The organism is Pseudomonas sp. Nvir (assembly GCF_963778085.1).
Taxonomy (GTDB): Bacteria; Pseudomonadota; Gammaproteobacteria; order Pseudomonadales; family Pseudomonadaceae; genus Aquipseudomonas; species Aquipseudomonas juntendi.
On the sequence record NZ_OY970405.1, the window covers coordinates 3,496,329 to 3,518,976 of the forward strand.

Genomic DNA, 22,648 nt, shown 5'->3' on the forward strand with positions numbered 1-22,648 from the left:
CGACGCCGCCATAGGCCGCGCCAGGGGGATGACCGCGCAGGCGGAGCCTGGCGGATGCAACAGCTGGGATTCTAGAAGAGATGCCGCAACATAAGGAAGTTCATTTGCCCCAGGCCGGGGCCGAACGCATTTTCCGTTCGCTGATCGACCACTTTGCGCGCCGCGCGCATGGCCCGTGCCGCAGTGATCATCGACCATGGAGCCTCACCCGGCACACTGTACAAGGAATTGACATGCAAAGGCTCACAACCTGTAACGGCCTGAAACTGCCTGCCCTGGGCCTGGGCACCTGGCCAATGACCGGCAGCGCGTGCACCCAGGCCGTGCGCCAGGCACTGGAGTTAGGGTACCGGCACATCGACACCGCCACCGCCTACGAGAACGAAGCCGCCGTCGGCCAGGCCCTGCGCGACAGCGACGTCCCGCGCGAGCAGGTCCACCTGACCACCAAAGTCTGGTGGGACCGGCTGCAACCCAAGGCCATGCGCGCGTCGCTGGAAGCCAGCCTGCGGGCACTGGGTACCGAGCAGGTGGACCTGTTCCATATTCACTGGCCCGGCCAGCATGAAGACCTGGCCCGCAGTATCGAGACCTTGGTGGCCCTGCGTGAAGAAGGCAAGGCACGCCACATTGGTGTGGCCAACTTCCCCTTGGGCTTGCTACGCGAGGTCGTGGAACAGCACGGGGCGCCGTTGTCGGCGATCCAGGTGGAGTACCACGTGCTGCTCGGCCAGCAGCCGCTGCTCGATTACGCCCGTAGCCATGATCTGCTGCTCACCGCCTATACCCCGCTGGCCCGCGGCCAGGCGGCGGCGCACCCGGTGATCCAGGCGATTGCCGGCAAGCACGGCGTACTGCCCAGCCAGGTGGCGCTCAAATGGTTACTGGACCAGGACGGTGTGGCGGCGATCCCCAAGGCCAGCAGCCGCGAAAACCAGTTGGCCAACCTGGCGGCGCTGAACGTGCAACTGGATGACGAGGACCGCGCTGCGATTGCCGAACTACCGAAAGACCAGCGAGTGGTCAGCCCGCCCTTTGCCCCGGACTGGAATAGCTGACCGGGGGCCGCGCCGGTGGCGCTCAGTGCCGGGCGCCACTCACCAGGTAATTGAGCAATGCGGGCTCGTCTGCCAGGTCAATGGCCCGCACTGGGCGGTGCCGTCAATCCTGCTCGGCAAACGCCTGCCCGGCATCCCAGCCACCGCCTAGCGCGGCCACCAGTTGCACACTGGCCACCAGGCGCCCTTGCAGCAGGTTCAGCACACTGCGCTCGTTACTCAGCGCCGTGGCCTGCACGTTGACAACGTCCAGGTAACCGATCAAGCCTGCGCGGTACTGGTTTTCGGTCAGGCGCAGCGACTCACGGGCGGCATCCAGCGCCTCCTGGCGCACCACCGCTTCATCACCGTAGACCTTCAACTGCACCAGCAGGTTTTCCACTTCCTTGAAGCTGTCCAGCACGGTCTGCCGGTACTGCGCCACGGTCTGGTCATAAACTGCCACGGTGCGGTCAACCTCGGCGCTGCGCTTGCCGGCGTCGAACAGGGTCAGCGCCAGTTGCGGCCCCACCGACCAGTAGCGGTTGGGCAATTCGATCCAGTTGTTGAAACTGCTGCTGGAATACCCCCCATTCATGCTCAGGCTGAGGTCGGGGAAGTACGCCGCCCGCGCCACGCCGATATTGGCGTTGGCAGCCATTACATTGCGCTCGGCCGCAGCAATGTCTGGCCGACGCTCGAGCAATTGCGAAGGCAGTGACACCGGAATGCGCGGCAGCGCGGGGATAGCCTTGCTGTCGGCCAGGTTGAAGTCGGCCGGAGGCTTGCCCAGCAACACCGCAATGGCGTTCTCGAACTGCGCACGCTGCCAGATCAGGTCGATCAGGTCAGCCTGGGTGCTTTTCAGCTGGGTGCGCGCCTGGGCAACCGCATCGGGGCCGGCAACGCCGGCGCGGTACTGGTTTTCATTCATCCGCAACGAACGCTGGTAAGCGGCCACGGTCGCCTCGAGCAAGCGCTTCTGCTCGTCGAGCACCCGCAGTTGCAGGTAGTTCTGCACCAGTTCCGACTGCTGGCTCAAGCGGATCGAGGCGAGGTCGGCGAGGCTGGCTTGGGCACTGGCCTGGTTGGCACTCAGGGTTTCCCGCAACTTGCCCCACAGGTCGATTTCCCAGCTCACGCCCAACTGCGCATTGTAGGTGTCGCGTATGCCGCTGCTGTTGTTGGACAGGCTGGAGCTGGAGCTGCCAGTACCCTGCGCCGAGCGGTTCTTGCTGGCGCTCAGGTCAAGGCTGGGGAACAGCGACGCACGGCTGCTGCGCACCAGCGCCTGGGCCTGGCGGTACTGGGCTTCGGACTGCGCCACGGTCTGGTTGCTGCGGTTCAATTCCTCGACCAGCGCATTGAGCCCGGCGTCGCCATAGATTTCCCACCAGGCGCCACGGGCGATGGCATCGGACGGTGTGGCCTGGGTCCAGCCCTCGGCGTGTTTGAACTGCGCCGCCGGGCTGTCCAGCGCCGGGCGCTGGTAGTCCGGGCTCAGGGTGCAGGCACTGAGCATGGCCACGCACAACCCGGCGCTGAGCAGGCGCGAGCCACGCCCGCGGGTCAACGCCTGCAGGCCACGATGCAGTGGGGAGTGGGCAAATGTCATAGCGGGGTTTCCATGGCGGCGTCGGTGCGCACACCGCGCCAACGGTTGAAGCGGTGGCGCAGGCGGTCGAGGTACAGATAGACCACCGGCGTCGTGTAAAGGGTCAGGATCTGGCTGAACACCAGGCCACCGATGATGGTCAGGCCCAGCGGCTGGCGCATTTCGGCGCCTTCGGCCTGGCTCAGCAGCAGCGGCAAGGCACCGAGGATGGCCGCCAAGGTGGTCATCAGGATGGGCCGCAGGCGCAGCAGGCACGCGCGGCGAATCGACTCCTCCGGAGACAGCCCCTGATGACGCTCAAGCTGCAGGGCCAGGTCGATCATCAGGATGGCGTTCTTCTTCACCACGCCAATCAGCAGGAACAACCCCAGCAGCGAAATCAGGCTGAACTCGCCACCGGTCAGGTACAGCGCCAGCAAGGCACCGACGCCGGCCGACGGCAACGTGGAGAGAATGGTCAGCGGGTGAATGTAGCTTTCATACAGAATACCCAGCACCAGGTACATCAGCAGCAATGCACCCAGGATCATGAACGGCTGGCCCTGCTGGGTCTTGGCAAAGGCATCGGCGCTGCCGCCGAGCTTGGCGATCACCCCCTCCGGCAGGCCCAGGGTCGCCACTGCCCGCTCTACCGCGGCCAGGGCCTGGTCGGGGCTATAGCCTTCGGCAATGTCGAAGGCGATGTCTTCGGCAGCGAACTGGCCTTCGTGGCTGACCCTGTCGTTGGCCAGGGTATTTTCGTAGTGGGCGATGGTCGACAACGGCACCCGGGCACCGTCCGCGGTGATCACCTGCACTTGTTCGAGGGTGCTGGGGTCCCAGGCGTATTTCGGGTTGATTTCCAGCACCACCTGGTACTGGTTGAGGCTGTCGTAGATGGTGGAAATCTGGCGCTGGCTGTAGGCGTTGTTCAGCACCGTGGTGACCATGTCCATGTCGATCCCCAGCCGCTTGGCCTGGTCGCGGTCCACCACCAGCGTCACCTGCTGGGTGCCACCCCCATCGCGGGCGTCGATGGCAGTCAGCTGCGGCAGCGCGCGCAGCGCCGCGACCACCTTCGGGAACCACTCGCGCAACGCCGCCAGGTCGCCGCTTTGCAGGGTGTACAGGTACTGCGACGAGGTCTGGTCACGCCCGCCACCCCCCAATTGCAGGTCCTGGTCGGCCATCAGGAACAGCCGCCCACCCGGCACCTTGGGCATCTCTTTGCGCAGGCGCTCGATCACTTTTTGCGCGTCCAGCTTGCGCTCGCTGATCGGCTTCAGGCGCACCAGTATCATGGCGTTGTTGGTACCGCTGTTGCCGCCGATGAAGCCGGCAACGCTCTGCACCGCAGGGTCGGCGAGCAAGGCGCGACGGTAGGTTTCCATCTTCGGCTGCATCACGCTGAACGACAGGCCATCGTCACCGCGGATAAAGCCCATCAGTTGGCCGGTGTCCTGCTGGGGCATCAGCGTCTTGGGCACCACCACGTACAACGCGATATTCAGGCCAATGGTTGCCAGCAGACTGAACAGGGTCAGGCGCTTGTGGCGCAGGGCCCAACCCAGGCTGCGGTCATAGGCGTCGACCATGCGCAGGTGGAGCTTGTCGCTCCAGCGTTGCAGGCGCGTCTGCTCGGCGTTGTGCGGCCTGAGCCAGCGCGCGCAGAGCATCGGCGTAAGGGTCAACGACACCACCAGCGACACGATGATGGCCGCCGCCAAAGTGATGGAAAATTCCTGGAACAGGTTGCGCACGATGCCGCCCATGAACAGGATGGAAACGAACACCGCCACCAGCGAGACGTTCATCGACAGCAAGGTGAAGCCGACTTCCTTGGCACCCAGGAAGGCCGCCTTCATGGGTGGCTGGCCGTCTTCGATGTGCCGGGAAATGTTCTCCAGCACCACGATGGCATCGTCCACCACCAGGCCGGTGGCAAGGATCAGCGCCATCAATGACAGGTTGTTGAGCGAAAAACCACACAGGTACATGACAGCGAAAGTACCCACCAGCGATACCGGCACCGCCAGGCTGGGGATCAACGAGGCGCGCAGGCTGCCGAGGAACAGGTAGACCACCAGGATCACCAGCACCACCGCGATCAGCAGGGTGTGCTCGGCCTCCTTGAGGCTGGCATTGATGACCGGCGACCGGTCCATGGCCACGTTCAGTTGCACGCTGGCGGGCAGCAGCGACTGCAGGGCCGGCAGCTGCGCCTTGATCTGCCCGACCGTCTCGATGATGTTGGCGCCAGCCTGGCGGTTGACCACCAGCAGCACTGCCGACTGGTCATTGAAGAAGCCACTGTTGTAGCGGTTTTCGACCCCGTCGGTAATCGCAGCCACGTCGGACAGACGCAGAATGGTCCCGTTCTGCTGGCGAATGACGATGGGCTCGTAGTCCTTGGCCTTCTCCAACTGGTCATTGGCGCGCACCTGCCAGTTGCGCTCGGCGTCTTCGACAAAGCCCATGGGCCGGCGCTGGTTGGCGTTGGCCACCGCGGTGCGCACTTCATCCAGTGACAGGCCGTACTGGTTGAGCAATTGCGGTTCGACGGCAATGCGCACCGCCGGCAACGAACTACCGCCGATCTGCACCTCCCCTACCCCGGACACCTGGGCCAGGCTCTGCGCCAGAATGGTGTCGGCCAGGTCGTACAGCTGCCCCTTCTGCAACACGTCCGAGGTCAGCGAAAGCACCATGACCGGCGCCTGCGATGGATTGATCTTCTTGTAGGTAGGCATGCTGCGCATGCCGCTGGGCAGCAGGTTGCGGGTGGCATTGATGGCCGCCTGCACTTCACGCGCCGCACCGTCGATATCACGGCCTATCTCGAAACCGATGATCACCCGCGTCGAGCCCTGGTTGGAGCTGCTGGTCAGGGTGGTCACGCCGGCGATGCTGCCCAGCTTGCGCTCCAGTGGCGTGGCCACGGTAGAGGCCATGACCTCGGGGCTGGCACCGGCCAGGTTGGCCGACACCACGATCACCGGGAAATCCATTTCCGGCAGTGGCGCAACCGGCAGCAGCTTGAAGCTGACCCCACCCAGCAGCATGATCGCCAGGCTCAGAAGCATCGTCGCCACCGGGCGACGAATGAACGGCCCCGACAGATTCATGCTTCGGCCTGCTTCGCGCTATCGGCCGGGCGCCAGCGGCGCGCCAGGCGGTCGAAGTACAGGTAGATGACCGGAGTGGTGAACAACGTCAGCACCTGGCTGACCAGCAAGCCACCGACCATCACCAGGCCCAGCGGCTGTCGCAGCTCGGCGCCGGAGCCTGTGGCCAGCATCAGTGGCACGGCCCCGAACAGCGCCGCCAGGGTGGTCATCAGGATTGGCCGGAAGCGCAACAGCGCCGCCTGGTAGATGGCGTCCCGGGGGCTCATGCCTTGATGCCGTTCGGCTTCGAGGGCGAAGTCGATCATCATGATCGCGTTCTTCTTGACAATACCGATCAGCAGGATGATGCCGATGATCGCGATCATGCCCAGGTCGTTGCCGCTGATGAGCAAGGCCAGCAAGGCACCGACGGCCGCCGACGGCAGCGTCGAGAGGATGGTCACCGGGTGGATGTAGCTCTCGTACAGCACGCCCAGCACGATGTACATGGTGACCACCGCTGCCAGAATCAGCAGCAAGGTGCTCGAAAGCGAGGCCTGGAAGGCCTCCGCCGCCCCCTGGAAGCGGGTTTGCACCCCCAGCGGCATGCCGATGTCCTGCTGTACCTGCTCGATCACCTGCACCGCTTCACCCAGTGACGCGCCATGGGCCAGGTTGAAAGACAGGGTCACGGCCGGGAACTGGCCAATGTGCGAGATCGCCAACTGGGCCTGGCGCTGCTCGATGCGCGCCAATGCCGACAGGCGTACCTGGCCGCCATCGGCAGCCTTGACGTGGACCGACTCCAGCGCCTGCGGGCCGATGACCGCGGCATCTTTGGCCTGCAGCACCACACGGTACTGGCTGGCCTGGGTGTAGATGGTCGAGATCTGCCGCTGGCCAAACGCGTCGTACAAGGCGTTGGTGACCTGCGACACGGTGATGCCCAAACGGCTGGCCATGTCGCGGTCGATGACCAGGTACACCTGCAGGCCTTTGTCCTGCAGGTCACTGGCCACATCGGCCAGCTCGGGGCGCTGCTGCAGCGCCTGCACCAGTGTGCCGCTCCATTGCGCCAACAGGTCGGCATCGGGCGACGACAGGCTGAACTGGTACTGGGTGCGGCTGACGCGGTCTTCGATGCTCAGGTCCTGCACCGGCTGCATGAACAGGCGAATGCCCACCAAACGGTCGACTTGTGGCTGCAGCCGGCTGATCACTTCGCTGGCCGTGACGTCGCGTTCGCCGTGGGGCTTGAGGTTGATCAGCAAGCGGCCGCTGTTGAGCGTGGCGTTGTCACCATCGACACCAATATAGGACGACAGGCTTTGTACGGCCGGGTCCTGCAGGATCACCTTGCTCAAGGCCTGCTGGCGCTCGCTCATGGCGGCGAACGAAGTGGACTGCGGCGCTTCGGAGATGCCCTGGATGACCCCGGTGTCCTGCACCGGGAAGAAGCCCTTGGGCACCACCATGTAGAGGAACACCGTCAACCCCAGGCTTGCCACCGCCACCAGCAACGTCAGCGGCTGGTGCCTGAGCACCCATTGCAGGGCGCTGCCGTAGTGTTTGATCAGCCAGTCGATCCAGGCGCCACTGGCACGGTAGAACCGGCCCTGCTCTTCTTCCTTGGGTTCACGTTTGAGCAGGCGCGCGCACATCATTGGCGTCAGGGTCAGCGACACCACCAGGGAAATCAGGATGGCCACCGCCAGGGTGATGGCGAACTCGCGGAACAGGCGGCCGACCACGTCGGCCATGAACAGCAGCGGGATCAGTACCGCAATCAGCGAGAACGTCAGCGATATCAGGGTGAAGCCAATTTGCCGGGCGCCCTTGAGCGCGGCCTGCATGGGCGTTTCGCCCTCTTCGATATGGCGGGAAATGTTCTCCAGCATGACGATGGCGTCGTCGACCACGAAGCCGGTGGCGATGGTCAGCGCCATCAGCGTGAGGTTGTTGACCGAGAAGCCGGCCAGGTACATCACGCCGAAGGTGCCGATCAGCGACAGCGGTACCGCGATGGACGGAATGAGGGTGGCGCTGGCCCGGCGCAGGAAGACGAACGTGACCATGACCACCAGCACGATGGCGATCAGCAGTTCGTGCTGGACATCCTTGACCGCGGCACGGATGGTCTGGGTACGATCGGTGAGCACCGACACATCCAGGCCCGCAGGCAGGTTGTCGGTGATCGACGGCAGCAGCGCCTTGATGCGGTCTACCACTTCGATCACGTTGGCACCCGGCTGGCGCTGGATGTTCAGCAGTACCGCATGGTTTTCGTTGGCCCAGGCTGCCAGGCGCTCGTTCTCGGCACCGTCGACGATTTCGGCCACGTCCTTCAGGCGCAGCGGCGCACCGTTGTTATAGGCCAGGATCAGGTTGGCGTATTCCTCGGGGGAGCGCAGCTGGTCGTTGGCGTCGAGCATCGACACGCGGGTTGGCCCGTCGAAGTTACCCTTGGGCTGGTTGACGTTGGACGCGCCGATCAGCGTGCGGACATCTTCAAGGTTCAGGCCATTGGCCGCCAAGGCATCGACATTGACCTTGATCCGCACCGCCTGGCGCTGGCCCCCGGCGATGCTCACCATGCCCACGCCGCTGATCTGCGCAAGCTTCTGCGCCACCCGGGTATCGACCAGGTCGTTGAGCTTGGGCAGCGGCATGGTCTTGCTGGAAATGGCCAAGGTCAGTACCGGCGTGTCGGCCGGGTTGACCTTGTTGTACACCGGCGGCGCCGGCAGGTCGCTGGGCAGCAGGTTGCTGGCGGCGTTGATCGCGGCCTGTACCTGCTGCTCGGCAACGTCCATGTTCATGTCCAGGTTGAAACGCAGGGTGAGCACCGATGCGCCGCCGGAGCTGGTCGAGGCCATTTGCTCAAGCCCGGGCATCTGGCCGAACTGGCGCTCCAGCGGCGCGGTCACCGCGCTGGTCATGACCTCCGGGCTGGCGCCGGGGTACAGGGTCATGACGCGGATGGTCGGGTAGTCCACCTGCGGCAAGGCAGAAACCGGCAGCAGCTTGTAGGCGATCAGGCCGGCCAGCACGATGGCCAGCATGCTCAGCGTGGTGGCGACCGGCCGCAGGATGAACAGGCGCGAGAGGTTCATGCGCCCGCCTTGCCTGCTGCGGCACCAGGCTGCGCTTGCCCTGGCTGGCCCTCACCGGCATCTGCCGACCCTTTGGCATCCTGGCCCTGCAGTTTCTGGCCTGGGGTAGTCGGCACCTGCGAGCTGTTTTCGACCACCTCGACCTTGGTGCCCTCGCGCAGGCGGTCGGTACCTTCCAGTACCAGGCGGTCGCCGGCCTTCAGGCCATCGAGGATGACGCTGTGCTCGCCATCACTGGCACCGACCTTGAGCTTGCGTACATTGACCGTGCTCTGGTCGTTGACGACGTAGGCGAACGTGCCGTCGTTACCGAACTGAATGGCTGCCGCCGGGGCCATGACCACCTGCTTGAGGGTGTCGGCCAGCAGACGCACGTTGACGAACTGGTTGGGGAACAGGGCCAGGTCCTTGTTCTCGAAGCGGCCCTTGAATTTCAGGGTGCCGGTGGTGGTGTCGATCTGGTTGTCGATACTGGCCAGTACCCCCTTGGACTGCAGCTTGCTGTCACTGCGGTCCCAGGCCTCGACCGGCAGGCTGGCGCCGCTGCGGTAACGCTGCAGCACGGTGTCCAGTTCGGTTTCCGGCAAGGTGAAGGCAACGCTGATGGGCTCGGTCTGGGTGATGACCACCAGGGCATTGGTGTCGTTGGCCGCTACCAGGTTCCCCAGATCGAGCTGGCGCAGGCCCACCCGGCCGTTGATCGGGGCGCGGATCTGGGTGAACTCCAGGTTTAGCCGGGCATCGTTGACTTGCGCCTGGTTGGTCTTGACCAGGCCCTGAAACTGCGCCACCTGGGCCTCGGCCGTGTCGAGGGTCTGCTTGGCGATACTGTCTTCGGCGTACAAGCCTTTGTAGCGGGCCAGGTCGACCTGGGCGTTCTTCAACTGCGCCTGGTTCTGTGCCAGCGTGCCTTCGGCCTGCTGCAGCGCGATCCGGTAGGTGCGCGGGTCGATTTCGGCGAGCAGGTCGCCGGCCTTGACCTGCTGGCCTTCCTTGAAGTGGATTTTGACCAGCTCGCCTGCCACGCGGCTGCGCACGTTGACGGTGTTGGTCGCAGTCACTGTACCCAGCGCCTTGTAATACAGCGGGAAGTCACCCACGGTCACGGGTTCGACGCGCACAGGCACCGGATCGGTTGAACCACCGAAGCCCGGGCGGCCGCCCATGCCCATGCCTTTGCCACCACGCCCGCCGCTGGCGTCCTTATGCCCAGGCGTTGCTGCAGGCCACAGCCACCAGGCCAGCGCAGCCACCAGCAGCAAGATCAGCAGGCCGAGCAGCCAGCGACGAGGGGAACGGGAATTGGACGCTTGCATGGGTTGAACGAACCTTGTTCGGAATGACGGCTTGGGGAGGGTGAACGATAAGCACTGGCATCGTTTTAGCAAAGGGCCTTTACCAGAGGTTTACCTTTGGCTGACGTTGCCAAGATGCGGAATTTTAAATGAAAACGGCCCGGAACGTGTTCCAGGCCGTTACAGGGTGTTGCTTGGAGCGCGCTGAGGGCTGCGGGGCTCCACAGAACGAGCGCCGCCCGCGCGGCGCATCGCGAGCTGCGCTCGCTCCTACGTTTGTTTCGGGCCAGTATTGCCTGGGCCAGGCGCGCGCGACCGCCTTGTTCGCACGGCGCTATATCGAGCCATGCCCCAAGGCGTTCGCGCGCAAATCACACAGGCATAATTGGCGCGAAACAAACGTAGGAGCGAGCGCAGCTCGCGATGCGCCGCGCGGGCGGCGCTCGATCTCACAAGCGCTAAAGATGCCACGGCGAGCACTGACAACCCTGCAGAGCAGAGCTGCACTCTTTCCTACAGGGCTATCACAACATCAAAGCGCTCCGCGACAGGCGCGCTGCTTACTTCAGTACCGCCAGTGCAGCCTCGTAGTCCGGTTCTTCAGCGATTTCGCCGACCAGCTCGCTGTGCAGCACTTTATCGTTCTCGTCCAGCACCACCACGGCGCGGGCGGCCAGGCCAGCCAGCGGGCCATCGGCGATGGCCACGCCGTAGTTTTCGAGGAACTCGCGGCCGCGCAGGGTCGACAGGTTCTTCACGTTCTCCAGGCCCTCGGCGCCGCAGAAACGTGCCTGCGCAAACGGCAGGTCGGCGGAGATGCACAGCACCACGGTGTTGGCTACATCGTTGGCCTGGGCGTTGAACTTGCGCACCGAAGTGGCACAGGTTGGGGTGTCGACGCTCGGGAAGATGTTCAGCACCTTGCGCTTGCCGGCGTAGTCTTTCAGCGACTTGTCAGCCAGGCCTTCACCCACCAGGGAAAAAGCCGGAGCCTGGGCGCCGGCCTGTGGCAGGTTGCCGTTGACCTGAACCGGGTTGCCTTTGAGAGTCACTTGAGCCATGACGAAATCCTTATGCGGGGTTTGAAAAGGACACCGAGTTAAGCATGAAGGCGGCCGAGTGCCTATGGGGGCGGGTGAATTTGTTCTATTCCCGGATAATGTTTGTGAACAAACTTCCGGCTTTCTCGCCGCTTGCCGGGTGAGTTTAACGCGCAAAAAAACCCGGGCGGCGCCAGCCAACCCGGGCTTGTTTCATAGTCAGCCGTGACTCAGCCCAGCAGGCCGTACACCACCGAAGTCAGCGCAACCAGGCCAACCACCACCACGAATACGTTGGACGCCGCGCCGCTGTACTTGCGCATGGACGGTACACGGCGAATGGCGTACATCGGCATCAGGAACAGCAGCACCGCAAGGATCGGGCCGCCGAGCGATTCGATCATGCCGAGGATGCTCGGGTTGAGGGTGGCGACGATCCAGCACACTACCAGCATCAACCCTGCAACCACCCGGTCCAGGGCCTTGGCGCCCGGGCGTGCGCCGGTCTTGGCGATAATGCCCTTGAGGCCTTCACTGGCACCGATGTAGTGGCCGAGGAACGACTTGGCGATGGCTACGAAGGCAATCAGCGGCGCGGCGAACGCGATGGTCGGGTTGCTGAAGTGGTTGGCCAGGTACGACAGGATCGATAGGTTCTGCGCCTTGGCTTCAGCCAGCTGCGCGCTGCTCAGGGTCAGCACGCAACTGAACACGAAGAACAGCACCATCACCACCATCAACAGGTGGGCACGGCGCAGAATCTGCCCGCTGCGCTCATCGGCGTGGTCGCCGTAGCGGCGTTTCTGGTCCACGGCGAAGGCCGAAATGATCGGCGAGTGGTTGAAGGAAAACACCATCACCGGAATGGCCAGCCACAAGGTGTGCAGGAAGGCCGAGGCCGGTGGCACCTGGGTGGCGCTATCGAGGATACCGCCAGTCCAGTGCGGCACCAGATACAGGCCCAGCAGCGCCAGGGCAACGATGAACGGGTATACCAGCAGGCTCATGACCTTGACCGTGGCCTGCTCGCCGCAGCGCACGATGGCCAGCAGGCCAAGAATCAGCACGAACGACAGCATGGCCCGTGGCGGTGGCTGCAGGTGCAACTGGTGCTCGATGAAGCTGGACACGGTGTTGGTCAGCGCCACGCTGTAGATCAGCAGGATCGGGAAGATGGCGAAGAAGTACAGCACGGTGATCGAGGTGCCCGCAGTGCTGCCGAAATGCTCCTTGACCACCTCGGTGATATCACCACCGGTGCGCCCGGAAAGCACGAAACGGGTCAACCCACGGTGGGCGAAATAGGTCATCGGGAATGCCAGCACGGCCAGGACCAGCAGCGGCCAGAAGCCGCCAAGGCCGGCGTTGATCGGCAGGAAAAGGGTGCCAGCACCGATGGCGGTGCCGAACAGGCCCAGCATCCAGGTGGTGTCGTGCCGCGCCCAGTTACCGAGGGTGGCGGGGGTCGATTCTGCAAAGCGTTGTTCAACGCTTGGGGCCTGCTCATTCATTCCGGGTGAAGCTCCACTCGCAAGACTGCAACAGGCTGAGAATGGCGAAACAGTGCGTTCGCCCAACTCAACCGGAAAAGAGGGGCGCGATTGTGCACGGAAAGGTTGCACTTGCGAAGCCCTTTTCCGAGGGGCGGTTGCACTTGTCTTTACAAGTGGCAGGCATCGCGGGTGTTGCGCGGTGGATGCAGGAGCTGCCTTGCAGCGCGAACGGGGTGCTCAGCACCCCGATGCAGGGTTACTTCTGCACGGCAGCAAACGCCTCGGCTACCCGTTGAAGGTTGGCTGGGCGCAGGCCGGACATGCACACGCGGCCGCTATCGATCAGGTACACGCCAAATTCGTCGCGCAGGCGGCGGACCTGCTCGACGCTGAAGCCGGTGTAGCTGAACATGCCACGCTGTCGCAGGAAGAACTGGAAGTCCTGGCCTGGAAGCAGCACGGCCAGGGCATCGACCAGCGCCTGGCGCATATCCAGAATGCGCTTGCGCATCACTTCGACTTCCTCGGCCCACTGGGCATTCAGGCCGGCATCGCCGAGCACCCCAGCCACCAGTTGGGCACCGAAGTTGGGCGGGCTGGAATAGTTGCGGCGCACGGTGGCCTTGAGCTGGCCCAGCACGCTCTGTGCGGTGGCCGCGTCGTCGCACACCACTGACAAGCCACCGACCCGCTCGCCATACAGCGAGAAGATTTTCGAGAACGAGTTGCTGACCAGGCACGGTACGCCGGCACGGGCCATTTCGCGGATGGCGTAGGCGTCTTCGACCAGGCCCTCGGCAAAGCCCTGGTAGGCGATGTCGAGGAACGGGATCAACTGGCGGGCCTTGACCACTTCGACCACCTGCTGCCACTGGTTCTGGGCCAGGTCGGCACCGGTCGGGTTATGGCAGCACGGGTGCAGCAGGACCACGCTATTGGCCGGCAGCGCTTGCAGGGTGGCCAGCATGCCGTCGAAGTCGACGCCGCGAGTGGCCTGATCGAAGTACGGGTAGGTGTGCACCTTGAAGCCGGCACCCTCGAAGATGGCGCGGTGGTTGTCCCAGGTCGGGTTGCTGACCCAGACTTCCGACTGCGGGAAGTAGCGCTTGAGGAAGTCGGCGCCGACCTTCAACGCCCCAGAGCCACCCACGGTCTGCACCGTGGCCACGCGCCCACCCGTCACGGCCGGGTGATCGGCGCCGAACAGCAGCGCCTGAATCGCCTGACGGTAGCTGGCGAGGCCTTCCATAGGCAGGTACAGGGACGCTTCATGGTCCTGGCCGGCGATGCGCTTTTCCACCGCATCCACCGCCGCCAATTGCGGCACCACGCCGGCCTCATCGTAATACAGGCCGATGCTCAGGTTGACCTTGTCGGCGCGCGGGTCGGCCTTGAAAGTTTCCATCAACGAGAGGATCGGGTCGCCGGCATAGGCATCGACATGTTTGAACACAGCGTGCAGCTCCTTGGATCAGGACAGTACGAAAAGTCAGCCCTGAGCATACCCGCACACACGGCTCAGGAACATCCACTAATGTGCAAGGTTGTCTATGCAACATTGCATGGCCAGGGTTTTATGCTGGCAGTGATGGCCTAATCGCCGGCAAGCCAGCCACAGGGATCGCATCAGGGCTGGCAGGTGTTTGTCAGAAGATATGCAGCGCCTGTTAGAGCGAGCGCCGCCCGCGCGGCGCATCGCGAGCTGCGCTCGCTCCTACGTTTGTTTCGGGCCAATTATTCCTGTGGGATTCGCGCGCGAACGCCTTGGTGCATGCCTCAATATCGCGCCGTACAAACAAGGCGGCCGCGTGCGCCTGTCACAGGCGTTACTGGCCCGAAACAAACGTAGGAGCGAGCGCAGCTCGCGATTGCGCCGCGCGGGCGGCGCTCGATCTCACTGGCGTTGAAGATGCTACGGCTACCCTTGCCACAAACCCTAGAATCTCCCACTGCGGGAGCTGGCCTGCCGGCGATTAGGCCGGATCAACCAAGCAACGCTTTCAGGTCTTGCAATTCCTGCTCGGTCAGCGCCACCCCCTCCTCGTCTGCCACCTCGCGCTCGCGGTAACGCCGTTCACCCGGCATGCGCGTCAACCCTGCCGCCTGCATCTGCTCCACCAGATCGCGGCTGCGCTGGGCAAAACGCTCGCCCTCGGCCTTGCTCGGGTCGATGACGATGATCAGTTGCCCGGTCCATGGCGTTTTCGCCCCCGGGTGCTCCGCCCAGTCGAATTCCCAGGAGAAGTGCCCGCCTGTCAGCGCCGCCGCCAGCAATTCGACCATCATCGACAGCGCCGAACCCTTGTGCCCGCCAAATGGCAGCAAAGCACCGCCCTCGAGAATCGCCTTGGGCTCGGTGGTTGGTTCGCCATTGGCATCGACACCCATGCCTTCGGGAAGCGGCTGGCCGGCACGCGCGGCAATCTGCACGTCGCCGTGGGCCATGGCGCTGGTGGCCATGTCGAAGACGATCGGGTCATGCCCGGCGCAGGGTGCTGCAAAGGCGATAGGGTTGGTGCCGAACAGAGGCTTGCGGGCCCCATGCGGCACCACGCAGGTCATGCTGTTGACCACGCTGAGGGCTACCAGGCCCTCTTCAGCGAACGGCTCCACGTCTGGCCACAAGGCGGCGAAATGGTGCGAGTTGTGGATCGCCAGCACGGCAATGCCGGCGTTGCGCGCCTTGGCCACCAACAGGTCGCGGGCCGCCGCCAGTGCGGGCTGGGCGAACCCGCCAGCGGCATCGACGCTGACATAGCCGGCGGCAAGGTCACTGACCTTGGCCACGGCCCGCCCATCGACCCAGCCGCTGTTCAGCGTGGACACGTATCCCGGCATGCGGAACACCCCATGGCTATGGGCACCATCGCGCTGGGCGCTCGCACAATTGTGGGCCAGCACCCTGGCCACGCTGTCGCTGCAGCCATGGCGCTGGAAGATAGCCTGCAGCAGGCCTTGCAGCTCGGTAAACGGCACGCGCACGACGGTGCCGGTGGACGGTGCGGACATCTGAAGCTCCTTGTTGATTTTGGAGTGGCTACAGCGTTGCAACGGCAAAACTTTCCCGCGAGTGACAGCTATCTGTCAAATGTTGACTTAATGGCAGAAAACATTCATTTTCTTCCCAAGCCTTACCTTCTGGAGCCCCAGCATGAGCCAACCGATCAAGCAACGCCTGGAAGCCAGCCTCGACGGGGCCGCAGCGTCAGGCCGCAAGATCGCCACCTACATGCTCGCCAACCTGCACGAACTGCCGTTCCAGACCTCGGCCAGCATCGCCGCCAAGCTGGGCGTCAGCGAATCCAGTGTCGGGCGGTTTTGCCGCTCCCTGGGTTATGCCCACCTCAAGGCACTTAAGCAAGACCTGCAGAGCGACCTGGGCGATGGCCCGTGGCTGGTGGGCGACCGCTTGCACGATTACCGCCAGCGCCAGGACGCCAGCGACAACGGCGGCAGCCTGGAACTGGAAATGGCCGCCCTGGTGCGCGTGCACGAGTACCGCCAAGGCCCGGCCTGGCACAACGTGGCCCAACGCCTGGCGAGCAAGCGCCGGGTCTTTGTTGCAGGTTTTCAGACCGAGCGCGGCCTGGCCATGTGCATGGGCCACTTGCTGCAATACCTGCGCGATGGGGTGCAACTGGTCGACCTCAGTGCCGGGCACTTTGCCGACGTGCTGCTCGGTAACGCCGCAGACAGCGCCCTGGTGGTGTTCGAGGCGCGCCGTTATTCCCGCCATGCCCTGTTGCTGTGTCAAAAGGCGCGCGAGGCGGGCATGGCGGTCACCTTGGTGACCGACACTTTCTGTGACTGGGCCGATGCCAACGCCGACGAGGTGTTCCGCATACCCACCGAATTCAATCTGTTCTGGGAATCCACCTCGGCCATGCTGTCGTGGGTACACCTGATGGTCAACGAGGTCTGCAAGAAACTCGGGCCGGATGTTGAAAAGCGCTTGGAAGCAACTGCCGCTCTACATAACGAGTTCGTCGGCTACACCACGTGGTCGGCGGGCAAACAACAATAGCAAGAGTGCAATGAGGTGCGAGATGAACAAGTCCATGGCCTTGCTGGGTGCGTGCGCCCTGCTGCTGGCGGGTGCTGCCAGTGCCGAAACCCTGCGCTTCGCCACCGAGGGTGCCTACCCGCCGTTCAACTATGTCGACGCCGATAACCAGTTGCATGGCTTCGACGTCGACATTACCCATGCCCTGTGCGAACAGATGAAGGTCGAGTGCACGCTGGTGGCTCAGGACTGGGAAGGCATCATCCCGGCGCTGATGGCGCGCAAGTACGACGCTGTGGTGGCCTCGATGATCGACACCGAGGAACGGCGCAAGAAAATTGCCTTCACCGACCATTACTACCGTACCCCGTTGACCGTGGCCGTGGCCAAGGACAGCAAGATCACCGATGCTCAAACCCACTTCGACGGCTACACGGTTGGCGCCCAGTCGTCGTCTACCCAGGCCATTTATGCCGAGGACGTTTACGCCAAGGCCGGCGCTGACGTGAAGCTGTACCCGACCATGGACGAAGCCAACGCGGACCTGGCCGCCGGCCGCCTCGACGGGGTGATTGCCGACAAATTTCCGCTTCAGGAATGGATCAGCAAGAACGGCGGTGACTGCTGCAAGATTCTGGGTGATGTAGCCAACACCAAGGCCGATGCCGCCATTGCCGTGCGCAAGGATGATGAAGCCTTGCGCCAACGCCTGAACACCGCGTTGCAACAGATCGTGGCCAACGGCACCTATCAGAAGATCGCCAGCAAATACTTTGCATTCGATATCTACAACTGATCTCAAGCCCTCATTGCCTGACCGGGCCCTATCGCCGGCAAGCCAGCTCCCACAGGTTGCCCACGGACCTGAAGAACAGCGGTTTACCTGTGCGAGCTGGCTTGCCGGCGATGAGGCCGGTGAGGTCAACACAAGGTGTTCGTCATGCTCGATCAATTGTCCTTGCTGTCCTTGGCCAGCGGTGGCTGGGGCCAGGCGCTGCTGGCCGGCGCGCTGGTCACTGTGTCACTGGCCCTGGCCTGCCTGCCCATCGGCCTGCCGCTGGGCCTGGTAGTCGCCCTGGCGGCCCGCTCGCGCAAACGCCTGCCACGGGCCTGGGCCACCACGTTTTCCACCGTGTTCCGCGGCTTGCCCGAGCTGCTGACACTGCTGATCATTTATTACGGCTGCCAGATCGCCGCGCAGAAGGTCCTTGCCGCCCTGGGCTATGAAGGTGAGTTCCTGATCAATACCTTCGTGGCCGCCATGATCGCGTTCAGCCTGGTGTTCGCCGCATTTTCCAGCGAGATCTGGCTGGCCGCTTTCAGGACCTTGCCCAAAGGCCAGTGGGAGGCCTGTTCGGCCTTGGGGCTGAGCAAACGCACCGGGTTCTTCAAGGTGCTGCTGCCGCAGTTGACCCGCATTGCCCTGCCCGGCTTGTCCAACAACTGGCTGTCGTTGCTCAAGGACACCTCGCTGGTGTCGACCATCTCGCTGGTCGACCTGATGCGCCAGACCAACCTGGCCGTCAGCGTGACCAAAGAGCCCATGTTCTTCTATGGCGTGGCGTGCCTGGGCTACTTGCTGTTCGCGGCATTGTCCGGGCGCGTGTTCGCCTACATCGAGCGGCGGAGCAACCGCCACCTGCAAGGAGCGCGCGCATGAGCCTCGACCAATTGCTGGCGCTGGTGCTCGACCCTGACCTGCTGGAGCGTTACGGCCCGCGCTTTGTCGACGGCCTGCTGGTCACTGCCAAGCTGGTCGCCATTTCCTTCAGCCTGGGCGCGCTGCTGGGCCTGCTGCTGGCGCTGGCGCGCCTGTCGCACAACCTGCTGTTGCAACGCCTGGCGGCAGGTTATGTGTACTTCTTCCGCGGCTCGCCATTGCTGGCCCAGTTGTTCCTGCTGTACTACGGCCTGGGCTCGTTCAAGAGCTTCTGGCAGGAAGTGGGCCTGTGGTGGTTCTTCCGCGAGGCGTGGTTCTGCACCTTGCTGGCGTTCACCTTGAACACCGCCGCCTACCAGGCCGAGATCTTCCGCGGCAGCCTGATGGCCGTCGCCCCGGGCCAGTATGAGGCGGCGCGGGCCTTGAACCTGAAGCGCTCGACGACCTTCTTCAAGGTGATCCTGCCGCAGTCGCTGCTGGTTGCCATCGGCCCGCTGGGCAACGAATTGATCCTGATGATCAAAGCCAGCGCCATTGCCTCGCTGGTGACCATCTACGACCTGATGGGCGTGACCAAACTGGCCTTTTCGCGCAGCTTCGACTTCCAGATCTACCTGTGGGCCGCAGTGCTCTACCTGGTGATCGTCGAGGTGGTGCGGCGCCTGCTGAAACACCTGGAAGCCCGCCTGGGCCGCCACCTGAACTGACCGAAGGATACGTTCCATGCATTGCCAGACCTTAGTCCTGGGCGCCGGCATCGTCGGCGTCAGCACCGCCCTGCACTTGCAAGCCCGCGGGCGCCAGGTGGTACTGCTCGACCGCGACGAACCGGGCAGCGGTACCAGCCACGGCAACGCCGGGCTGATCGAGCGCTCCAGCGTCATCCCCTATGCCTTCCCACGGCAACTGGGCGCCCTGCTGCGCTATGCCCTGAACCGTCAGCCCGACGTGCGCTACAGCCTGGCGCATCTGCCCAAGGCGGCACCGTGGCTGTGGCGCTACTGGCGCCAGTCCGCCCCCGGGCGCCTGGCAGGTGCCGCCGCCGATATGCTGCCATTGGTGCAGCGCTGCGTGGAGGAACACGACGTGCTGATCGCAGCTGCCGGCCTGCAAGGGCTGGTGCAGGCCAAAGGCTGGATCGAGGTGTTCCGCGATCCGACGCTGTTCAGCCAGGCCAAGGCCGATGCCATAGGCCTGAGCCGTTACGGCCTGCAGTTCGAAATACTGGAATGCGGCCAGTTGCAGGCTCGCGAACACCAGCTGGATGCCACCGTGGTCGGCGGCATCCACTGGCTTGACCCGAAAACCGTCAACAACCCCGGCGCCCTCACCCGTGGTTATGCAGCCTTGTTCCAGCAACGCGGCGGGCAGTTCCTGCATGGCGATGCGCGCAGCCTGCGTCAGCACCACGGCAAGTGGCAGGTCGACAGCCGCCGCGGCCCGATCACTGCCGACGAGGTTGTCGCCTGCCTGGGCCCCCAGTCGGCCGACCTGTTCAGCGGCCTGGGCTACCGGATACCGCTGGCGATCAAGCGCGGCTATCACATGCACTACGGCACCCGTGGCGGCGCGCAACTGGAGCACGCGATCTGCGACACCCAGGGCGGTTATGTGCTGGCACCGATGGCGCGCAGCGTGCGCTTGACCACCGGTATCGAGTTCGATGCCGCCAATGCGCCCGCCAACCAGATCCAGCTGGACCGTTGCGAAGCCTTGGCGCGCAAGCTGTTCCCCGCGCTGGGCGAGCGCCTGGACGACGCACCGTGGCTGGGGCGGCGCCCGTGCCTGCCCGACATGCGCCCGGTCATTGGCCCGGCGCCACGCCACCCGGGGCTGTGGTTCAACTTTGGCCACGCCCACCATGGCCTCACCCTGGGCCCGGTCAGCGGCCGCCTGCTGGCCGAACTGGTGACCGGGGAACGCCCCTTCACCGACCCCGCGCCTTACAGCGCAACCCGTTTCGACTGACCCCCGCGGGAGCACAACACGATGACCGCACTCTTGAGCCATGCCACCGCTACCCCTGAAACCGACCCGCGCCCGGTGCTGATCCGCATCGAAGGCTTGAACAAGCACTACGGGGCGTTCCATGTCTTGCGCGACATCGACCTGCAGGTACGCGAAGGCGAACGTATCGTCCTGTGCGGGCCTTCCGGCTCGGGCAAGTCGACGCTGATCCGCTGCATCAACCGCCTGGAAATCGCCCAGCAGGGCACTATCGAGGTCGCCGGCGTCGACCTTGCGACCAACACCCGGGAGGCGGCGCAGGTACGCAGCGACATTGGCATGGTGTTTCAGCACTTCAACCTGTTCCCGCACATGAGCGTGCTCGACAACTGCCTGCTCGCCCCCACGAGCGTGCGTGGGCTATCGCGCAAGGATGCCGAGGAGCGGGCGCGCATGTACCTGACCAAAGTGGGCATCGCAAGCCAAGCGCACAAGTACCCCAGCCAGTTGTCCGGCGGGCAGCAGCAGCGCGTGGCAATTGCCCGCGCGCTGTGCATGAAACCGCGGATCATGCTGTTCGACGAGCCTACGTCGGCACTGGACCCTGAAATGGTCGCTGAAGTGCTGGATGTGCTGGTGCAACTGGCCGGCACGGGCATGACCATGCTTTGCGTCACCCACGAAATGGGCTTTGCCCGGCAGGTGGCCGAGCGGGTGCTGTTCCTGGAGGGTGGGCAGATCATCGAGGACAGCCCGCCGCAGGTGTTCTTCAACCACCCGCGCACCGAGCGGGCCAAGGGGTTCCTGGCGCAGATCCTGCACTGAGTGCAGACCTGTCACTGAACGTGTGGGAGCGGCCTTGTGTCGCGAAAGGGCCGCAAAGCGGCCCCCGGTTTTTCAGCACTGCTGCCTATATTGCCGGGGCTGCTGTGCAGCCCTTTCGCGACACAAGGCCGCTCCCACAACGACCTCGTTGACTTCAAGCCACCTATTTCATTGCACGGCTGCAAAGACCCGACTGCGTCGTTAAATATTATTGACCGAACCTCCCGCCAAACCCACGCCGCCACAGGCCCGCATCGGTTCAACCCACCCAAAACCGGCGCATTTCCCGCCTTGCAGCCCCTTTCAGTCGTTTGACATATCGAACGGCTCTGGCAAGCTATCTACAGGCCCCGACCGGCATCGTCAGCTCGACGAGCCGGCAGTGCTCGGGGCTCCAGGCGCCACTCAGAGCCCCGCGCCGTGCGCCTGCACAACAACGACAGGTCGAACCTGTCCCAAGGTGACATATGTCCAACAGCAACATTGGCAACAAGCAACCTTCCCTGCGCAAACCCGTCGTCCTGATGACCATGGGCAGCCAAGAGCGCAAAGGCCATGACTACCAGGTCATGACCCACAAATACATCACCCCGCTGGTCGAGTTCGCCGATTGTGTTCCGGTGCTGGTGCCCACCTGCTGCGGCATTGACGACCTCGAGACCTATCTGGACATGGCCGACGGCGTTTACCTGACCGGCGCTGGCAGCAACATCGACCCGGCGCTGTACGGCCAGGAAAACCAGACCCCAGGCAAAGGCCAGGACAAGAACCGCGACCTGTTCGACATTCCGCTGGTCAAGGCGGCGCTCAAGCGTGGCCTGCCCATCTTCGGCATCTGCCGGGGCATGCAGGAAATCAACGTGGCGCTGGGTGGCGACATCTACCAGAAGGTGTACGCCGAACCGGGTTTCAATGACCACCGGGAAAACCCGGAAGACCCGGTCGAAGTGCAGTACGCCCAGGTTCACAGCGTGAAGATCAAGCCAGGCAGCTGGCTGCGCGACACTTTGGGTTGCGACGAAATCCGCGTCAACTCGCTGCACGGCCAGGGCCTGCACACGCTCGGCGCCGGCATCGAGGCCATCGCGCATGCGGAAGACGGCCTGGTCGAGGCCATTCATGCGCCAAGCATTTCGCCGTTCCTGTTCGCCGTGCAATGGCACCCAGAATGGCAAGCCGCGCAGAACCCCGACTCGATCAAGATCTTCCAGGCGTTCGGTGACGCGTGCCGCGCCCAGGTTCGCAAGGCGCAGGTCAAGCGCGCTGCCTGACCTACAGTTTCCCCTGCTTTGATCGCGGGGCGGCGCAAGGCCGCCCCCGCCTCCCCCGGTCACCCTCTGCTGGTCCCAGAATATCTGCCGTGGAATCGGGCGGCGGGTTTTTGCCTGTCTTTGCGATCGTTTTTTTCGTTTGGCCTTGAGAGATACGATGACTACCGGGTGGTGGTCGTCGGTTTTTCAGCGCCTGTGAGATCGAGCGCCGCGCGGGCGGCGCTCGATCTGCAACCCACCACACATATCGAGGCGGGCACCCG

The 22,648-nt window shown here is 64.0% G+C and carries 16 protein-coding genes; 8 read left to right on the plus strand and 8 right to left on the minus strand.

Going from position 1 to position 22,648, the window contains the following annotated elements; genetic code table 11:
* Positions 1 to 233 precede the first annotated feature (233 nt).
* Entirely contained in the window at positions 234 to 1,058 is an 825-nt protein-coding gene (locus AACG97_RS16880) for an aldo/keto reductase (RefSeq protein WP_125855352.1), read from the plus strand.
* Between the two features lie 103 nt (positions 1,059 to 1,161).
* Here the strand turns inward: AACG97_RS16880 and AACG97_RS16885 are convergent, their stop codons facing one another.
* The 8 genes from AACG97_RS16885 to AACG97_RS16920 form a co-directional block, all read right to left on the minus strand.
* On the minus strand, positions 1,162 to 2,652 hold the full coding sequence (locus tag AACG97_RS16885; RefSeq protein WP_225786257.1) for an efflux transporter outer membrane subunit: 1,491 nt from the start codon (positions 2,650 to 2,652) through the stop codon (positions 1,162 to 1,164).
* Positions 2,649 to 5,756, minus strand: a complete 3,108-nt coding sequence (locus tag AACG97_RS16890) for an efflux RND transporter permease subunit (RefSeq protein ID WP_197885745.1) — start codon at positions 5,754 to 5,756, stop codon at positions 2,649 to 2,651. Before AACG97_RS16890 ends, AACG97_RS16885 begins: the two co-directional genes overlap by 4 nt.
* A complete protein-coding gene (locus AACG97_RS16895) occupies positions 5,753 to 8,851 on the minus strand; it encodes an MdtB/MuxB family multidrug efflux RND transporter permease subunit (protein WP_047149881.1) in 3,099 nt (1,032 codons plus the stop codon). The genes AACG97_RS16890 and AACG97_RS16895 overlap by 4 nt, the downstream gene beginning before the upstream one ends.
* On the minus strand, positions 8,848 to 10,167 hold the full coding sequence (locus tag AACG97_RS16900; RefSeq protein WP_054905889.1) for an MdtA/MuxA family multidrug efflux RND transporter periplasmic adaptor subunit: 1,320 nt from the start codon (positions 10,165 to 10,167) through the stop codon (positions 8,848 to 8,850). Before AACG97_RS16900 ends, AACG97_RS16895 begins: the two co-directional genes overlap by 4 nt.
* A gap of 539 nt (positions 10,168 to 10,706) precedes the next feature.
* On the minus strand, positions 10,707 to 11,207 hold the full coding sequence (gene tpx, locus AACG97_RS16905) for a thiol peroxidase (protein WP_054881982.1): 501 nt from the start codon (positions 11,205 to 11,207) through the stop codon (positions 10,707 to 10,709).
* 209 nt (positions 11,208 to 11,416) lie between these two features.
* The gene (locus tag AACG97_RS16910) at positions 11,417 to 12,697 is read right to left on the minus strand and encodes a serine/threonine transporter (RefSeq protein ID WP_029887942.1); all 1,281 of its coding nucleotides are present in this window, start codon (positions 12,695 to 12,697) and stop codon (positions 11,417 to 11,419) included.
* A 238-nt stretch (positions 12,698 to 12,935) separates the two neighbouring features.
* Positions 12,936 to 14,132 (minus strand): amino acid aminotransferase, encoded by a 1,197-nt coding sequence (locus AACG97_RS16915; protein ID WP_054912301.1) that lies wholly within the window; start codon positions 14,130 to 14,132, stop codon positions 12,936 to 12,938.
* Positions 14,133 to 14,662: 530 nt separating this feature from the next.
* Positions 14,663 to 15,688, minus strand: coding sequence for an Ldh family oxidoreductase (locus AACG97_RS16920; protein WP_009687028.1), 1,026 nt, complete (start codon positions 15,686 to 15,688; stop codon positions 14,663 to 14,665).
* Between the two features lie 142 nt (positions 15,689 to 15,830).
* Here AACG97_RS16920 and AACG97_RS16925 point away from each other — a divergent pair, with 142 nt between their 5' ends.
* From AACG97_RS16925 to AACG97_RS16955, 7 genes are all read left to right on the plus strand, one after another.
* On the plus strand, positions 15,831 to 16,703 hold the full coding sequence (locus AACG97_RS16925) for a MurR/RpiR family transcriptional regulator (RefSeq protein WP_197886607.1): 873 nt from the start codon (positions 15,831 to 15,833) through the stop codon (positions 16,701 to 16,703).
* Positions 16,704 to 16,725: 22 nt separating this feature from the next.
* On the plus strand, positions 16,726 to 17,478 hold the full coding sequence (locus tag AACG97_RS16930) for a transporter substrate-binding domain-containing protein (RefSeq protein ID WP_009687025.1): 753 nt from the start codon (positions 16,726 to 16,728) through the stop codon (positions 17,476 to 17,478).
* Between the two features lie 144 nt (positions 17,479 to 17,622).
* Positions 17,623 to 18,342: an ABC transporter permease gene (locus AACG97_RS16935; protein WP_197886606.1), complete on the plus strand. Its 720-nt coding sequence runs from the start codon at positions 17,623 to 17,625 to the stop codon at positions 18,340 to 18,342.
* Positions 18,339 to 19,049, plus strand: coding sequence for an ABC transporter permease (locus tag AACG97_RS16940; protein ID WP_009687023.1), 711 nt, complete (start codon positions 18,339 to 18,341; stop codon positions 19,047 to 19,049). The genes AACG97_RS16935 and AACG97_RS16940 overlap by 4 nt, the downstream gene beginning before the upstream one ends.
* Before the next feature lie 16 nt (positions 19,050 to 19,065).
* A complete protein-coding gene (locus tag AACG97_RS16945) occupies positions 19,066 to 20,310 on the plus strand; it encodes an NAD(P)/FAD-dependent oxidoreductase (RefSeq protein ID WP_225786258.1) in 1,245 nt (414 codons plus the stop codon).
* A gap of 21 nt (positions 20,311 to 20,331) precedes the next feature.
* Complete coding sequence (locus AACG97_RS16950; RefSeq protein WP_009687020.1) at positions 20,332 to 21,114, plus strand: amino acid ABC transporter ATP-binding protein; 783 nt, start codon at positions 20,332 to 20,334, stop codon at positions 21,112 to 21,114.
* 467 nt (positions 21,115 to 21,581) lie between these two features.
* Entirely contained in the window at positions 21,582 to 22,385 is an 804-nt protein-coding gene (locus AACG97_RS16955; RefSeq protein ID WP_115294214.1) for a gamma-glutamyl-gamma-aminobutyrate hydrolase family protein, read from the plus strand.
* Positions 22,386 to 22,648: the final 263 nt, after the last annotated feature.

Coding starts and splice junctions, on each gene's coding strand:
- AACG97_RS16885 (WP_225786257.1), bottom strand. CDS start 2,652: ATGACATTTGCCCACTCCCCACTGCATCGTGGCCTGCAGGCGTTGACC.
- AACG97_RS16930 (WP_009687025.1), top strand. CDS start 16,726: ATGAACAAGTCCATGGCCTTGCTGGGTGCGTGCGCCCTGCTGCTGGCG.
- AACG97_RS16935 (WP_197886606.1), top strand. CDS start 17,623: ATGCTCGATCAATTGTCCTTGCTGTCCTTGGCCAGCGGTGGCTGGGGC.
- AACG97_RS16895 (WP_047149881.1), bottom strand. CDS start 8,851: ATGAACCTCTCGCGCCTGTTCATCCTGCGGCCGGTCGCCACCACGCTG.
- tpx (WP_054881982.1), bottom strand. CDS start 11,207: ATGGCTCAAGTGACTCTCAAAGGCAACCCGGTTCAGGTCAACGGCAAC.
- AACG97_RS16950 (WP_009687020.1), top strand. CDS start 20,332: ATGACCGCACTCTTGAGCCATGCCACCGCTACCCCTGAAACCGACCCG.
- AACG97_RS16880 (WP_125855352.1), top strand. CDS start 234: ATGCAAAGGCTCACAACCTGTAACGGCCTGAAACTGCCTGCCCTGGGC.
- AACG97_RS16925 (WP_197886607.1), top strand. CDS start 15,831: ATGAGCCAACCGATCAAGCAACGCCTGGAAGCCAGCCTCGACGGGGCC.
- AACG97_RS16910 (WP_029887942.1), bottom strand. CDS start 12,697: ATGAATGAGCAGGCCCCAAGCGTTGAACAACGCTTTGCAGAATCGACC.
- AACG97_RS16890 (WP_197885745.1), bottom strand. CDS start 5,756: ATGAATCTGTCGGGGCCGTTCATTCGTCGCCCGGTGGCGACGATGCTT.
- AACG97_RS16900 (WP_054905889.1), bottom strand. CDS start 10,167: ATGCAAGCGTCCAATTCCCGTTCCCCTCGTCGCTGGCTGCTCGGCCTG.
- AACG97_RS16955 (WP_115294214.1), top strand. CDS start 21,582: ATGTCCAACAGCAACATTGGCAACAAGCAACCTTCCCTGCGCAAACCC.
- AACG97_RS16945 (WP_225786258.1), top strand. CDS start 19,066: ATGCATTGCCAGACCTTAGTCCTGGGCGCCGGCATCGTCGGCGTCAGC.
- AACG97_RS16940 (WP_009687023.1), top strand. CDS start 18,339: ATGAGCCTCGACCAATTGCTGGCGCTGGTGCTCGACCCTGACCTGCTG.
- AACG97_RS16920 (WP_009687028.1), bottom strand. CDS start 15,688: ATGTCCGCACCGTCCACCGGCACCGTCGTGCGCGTGCCGTTTACCGAG.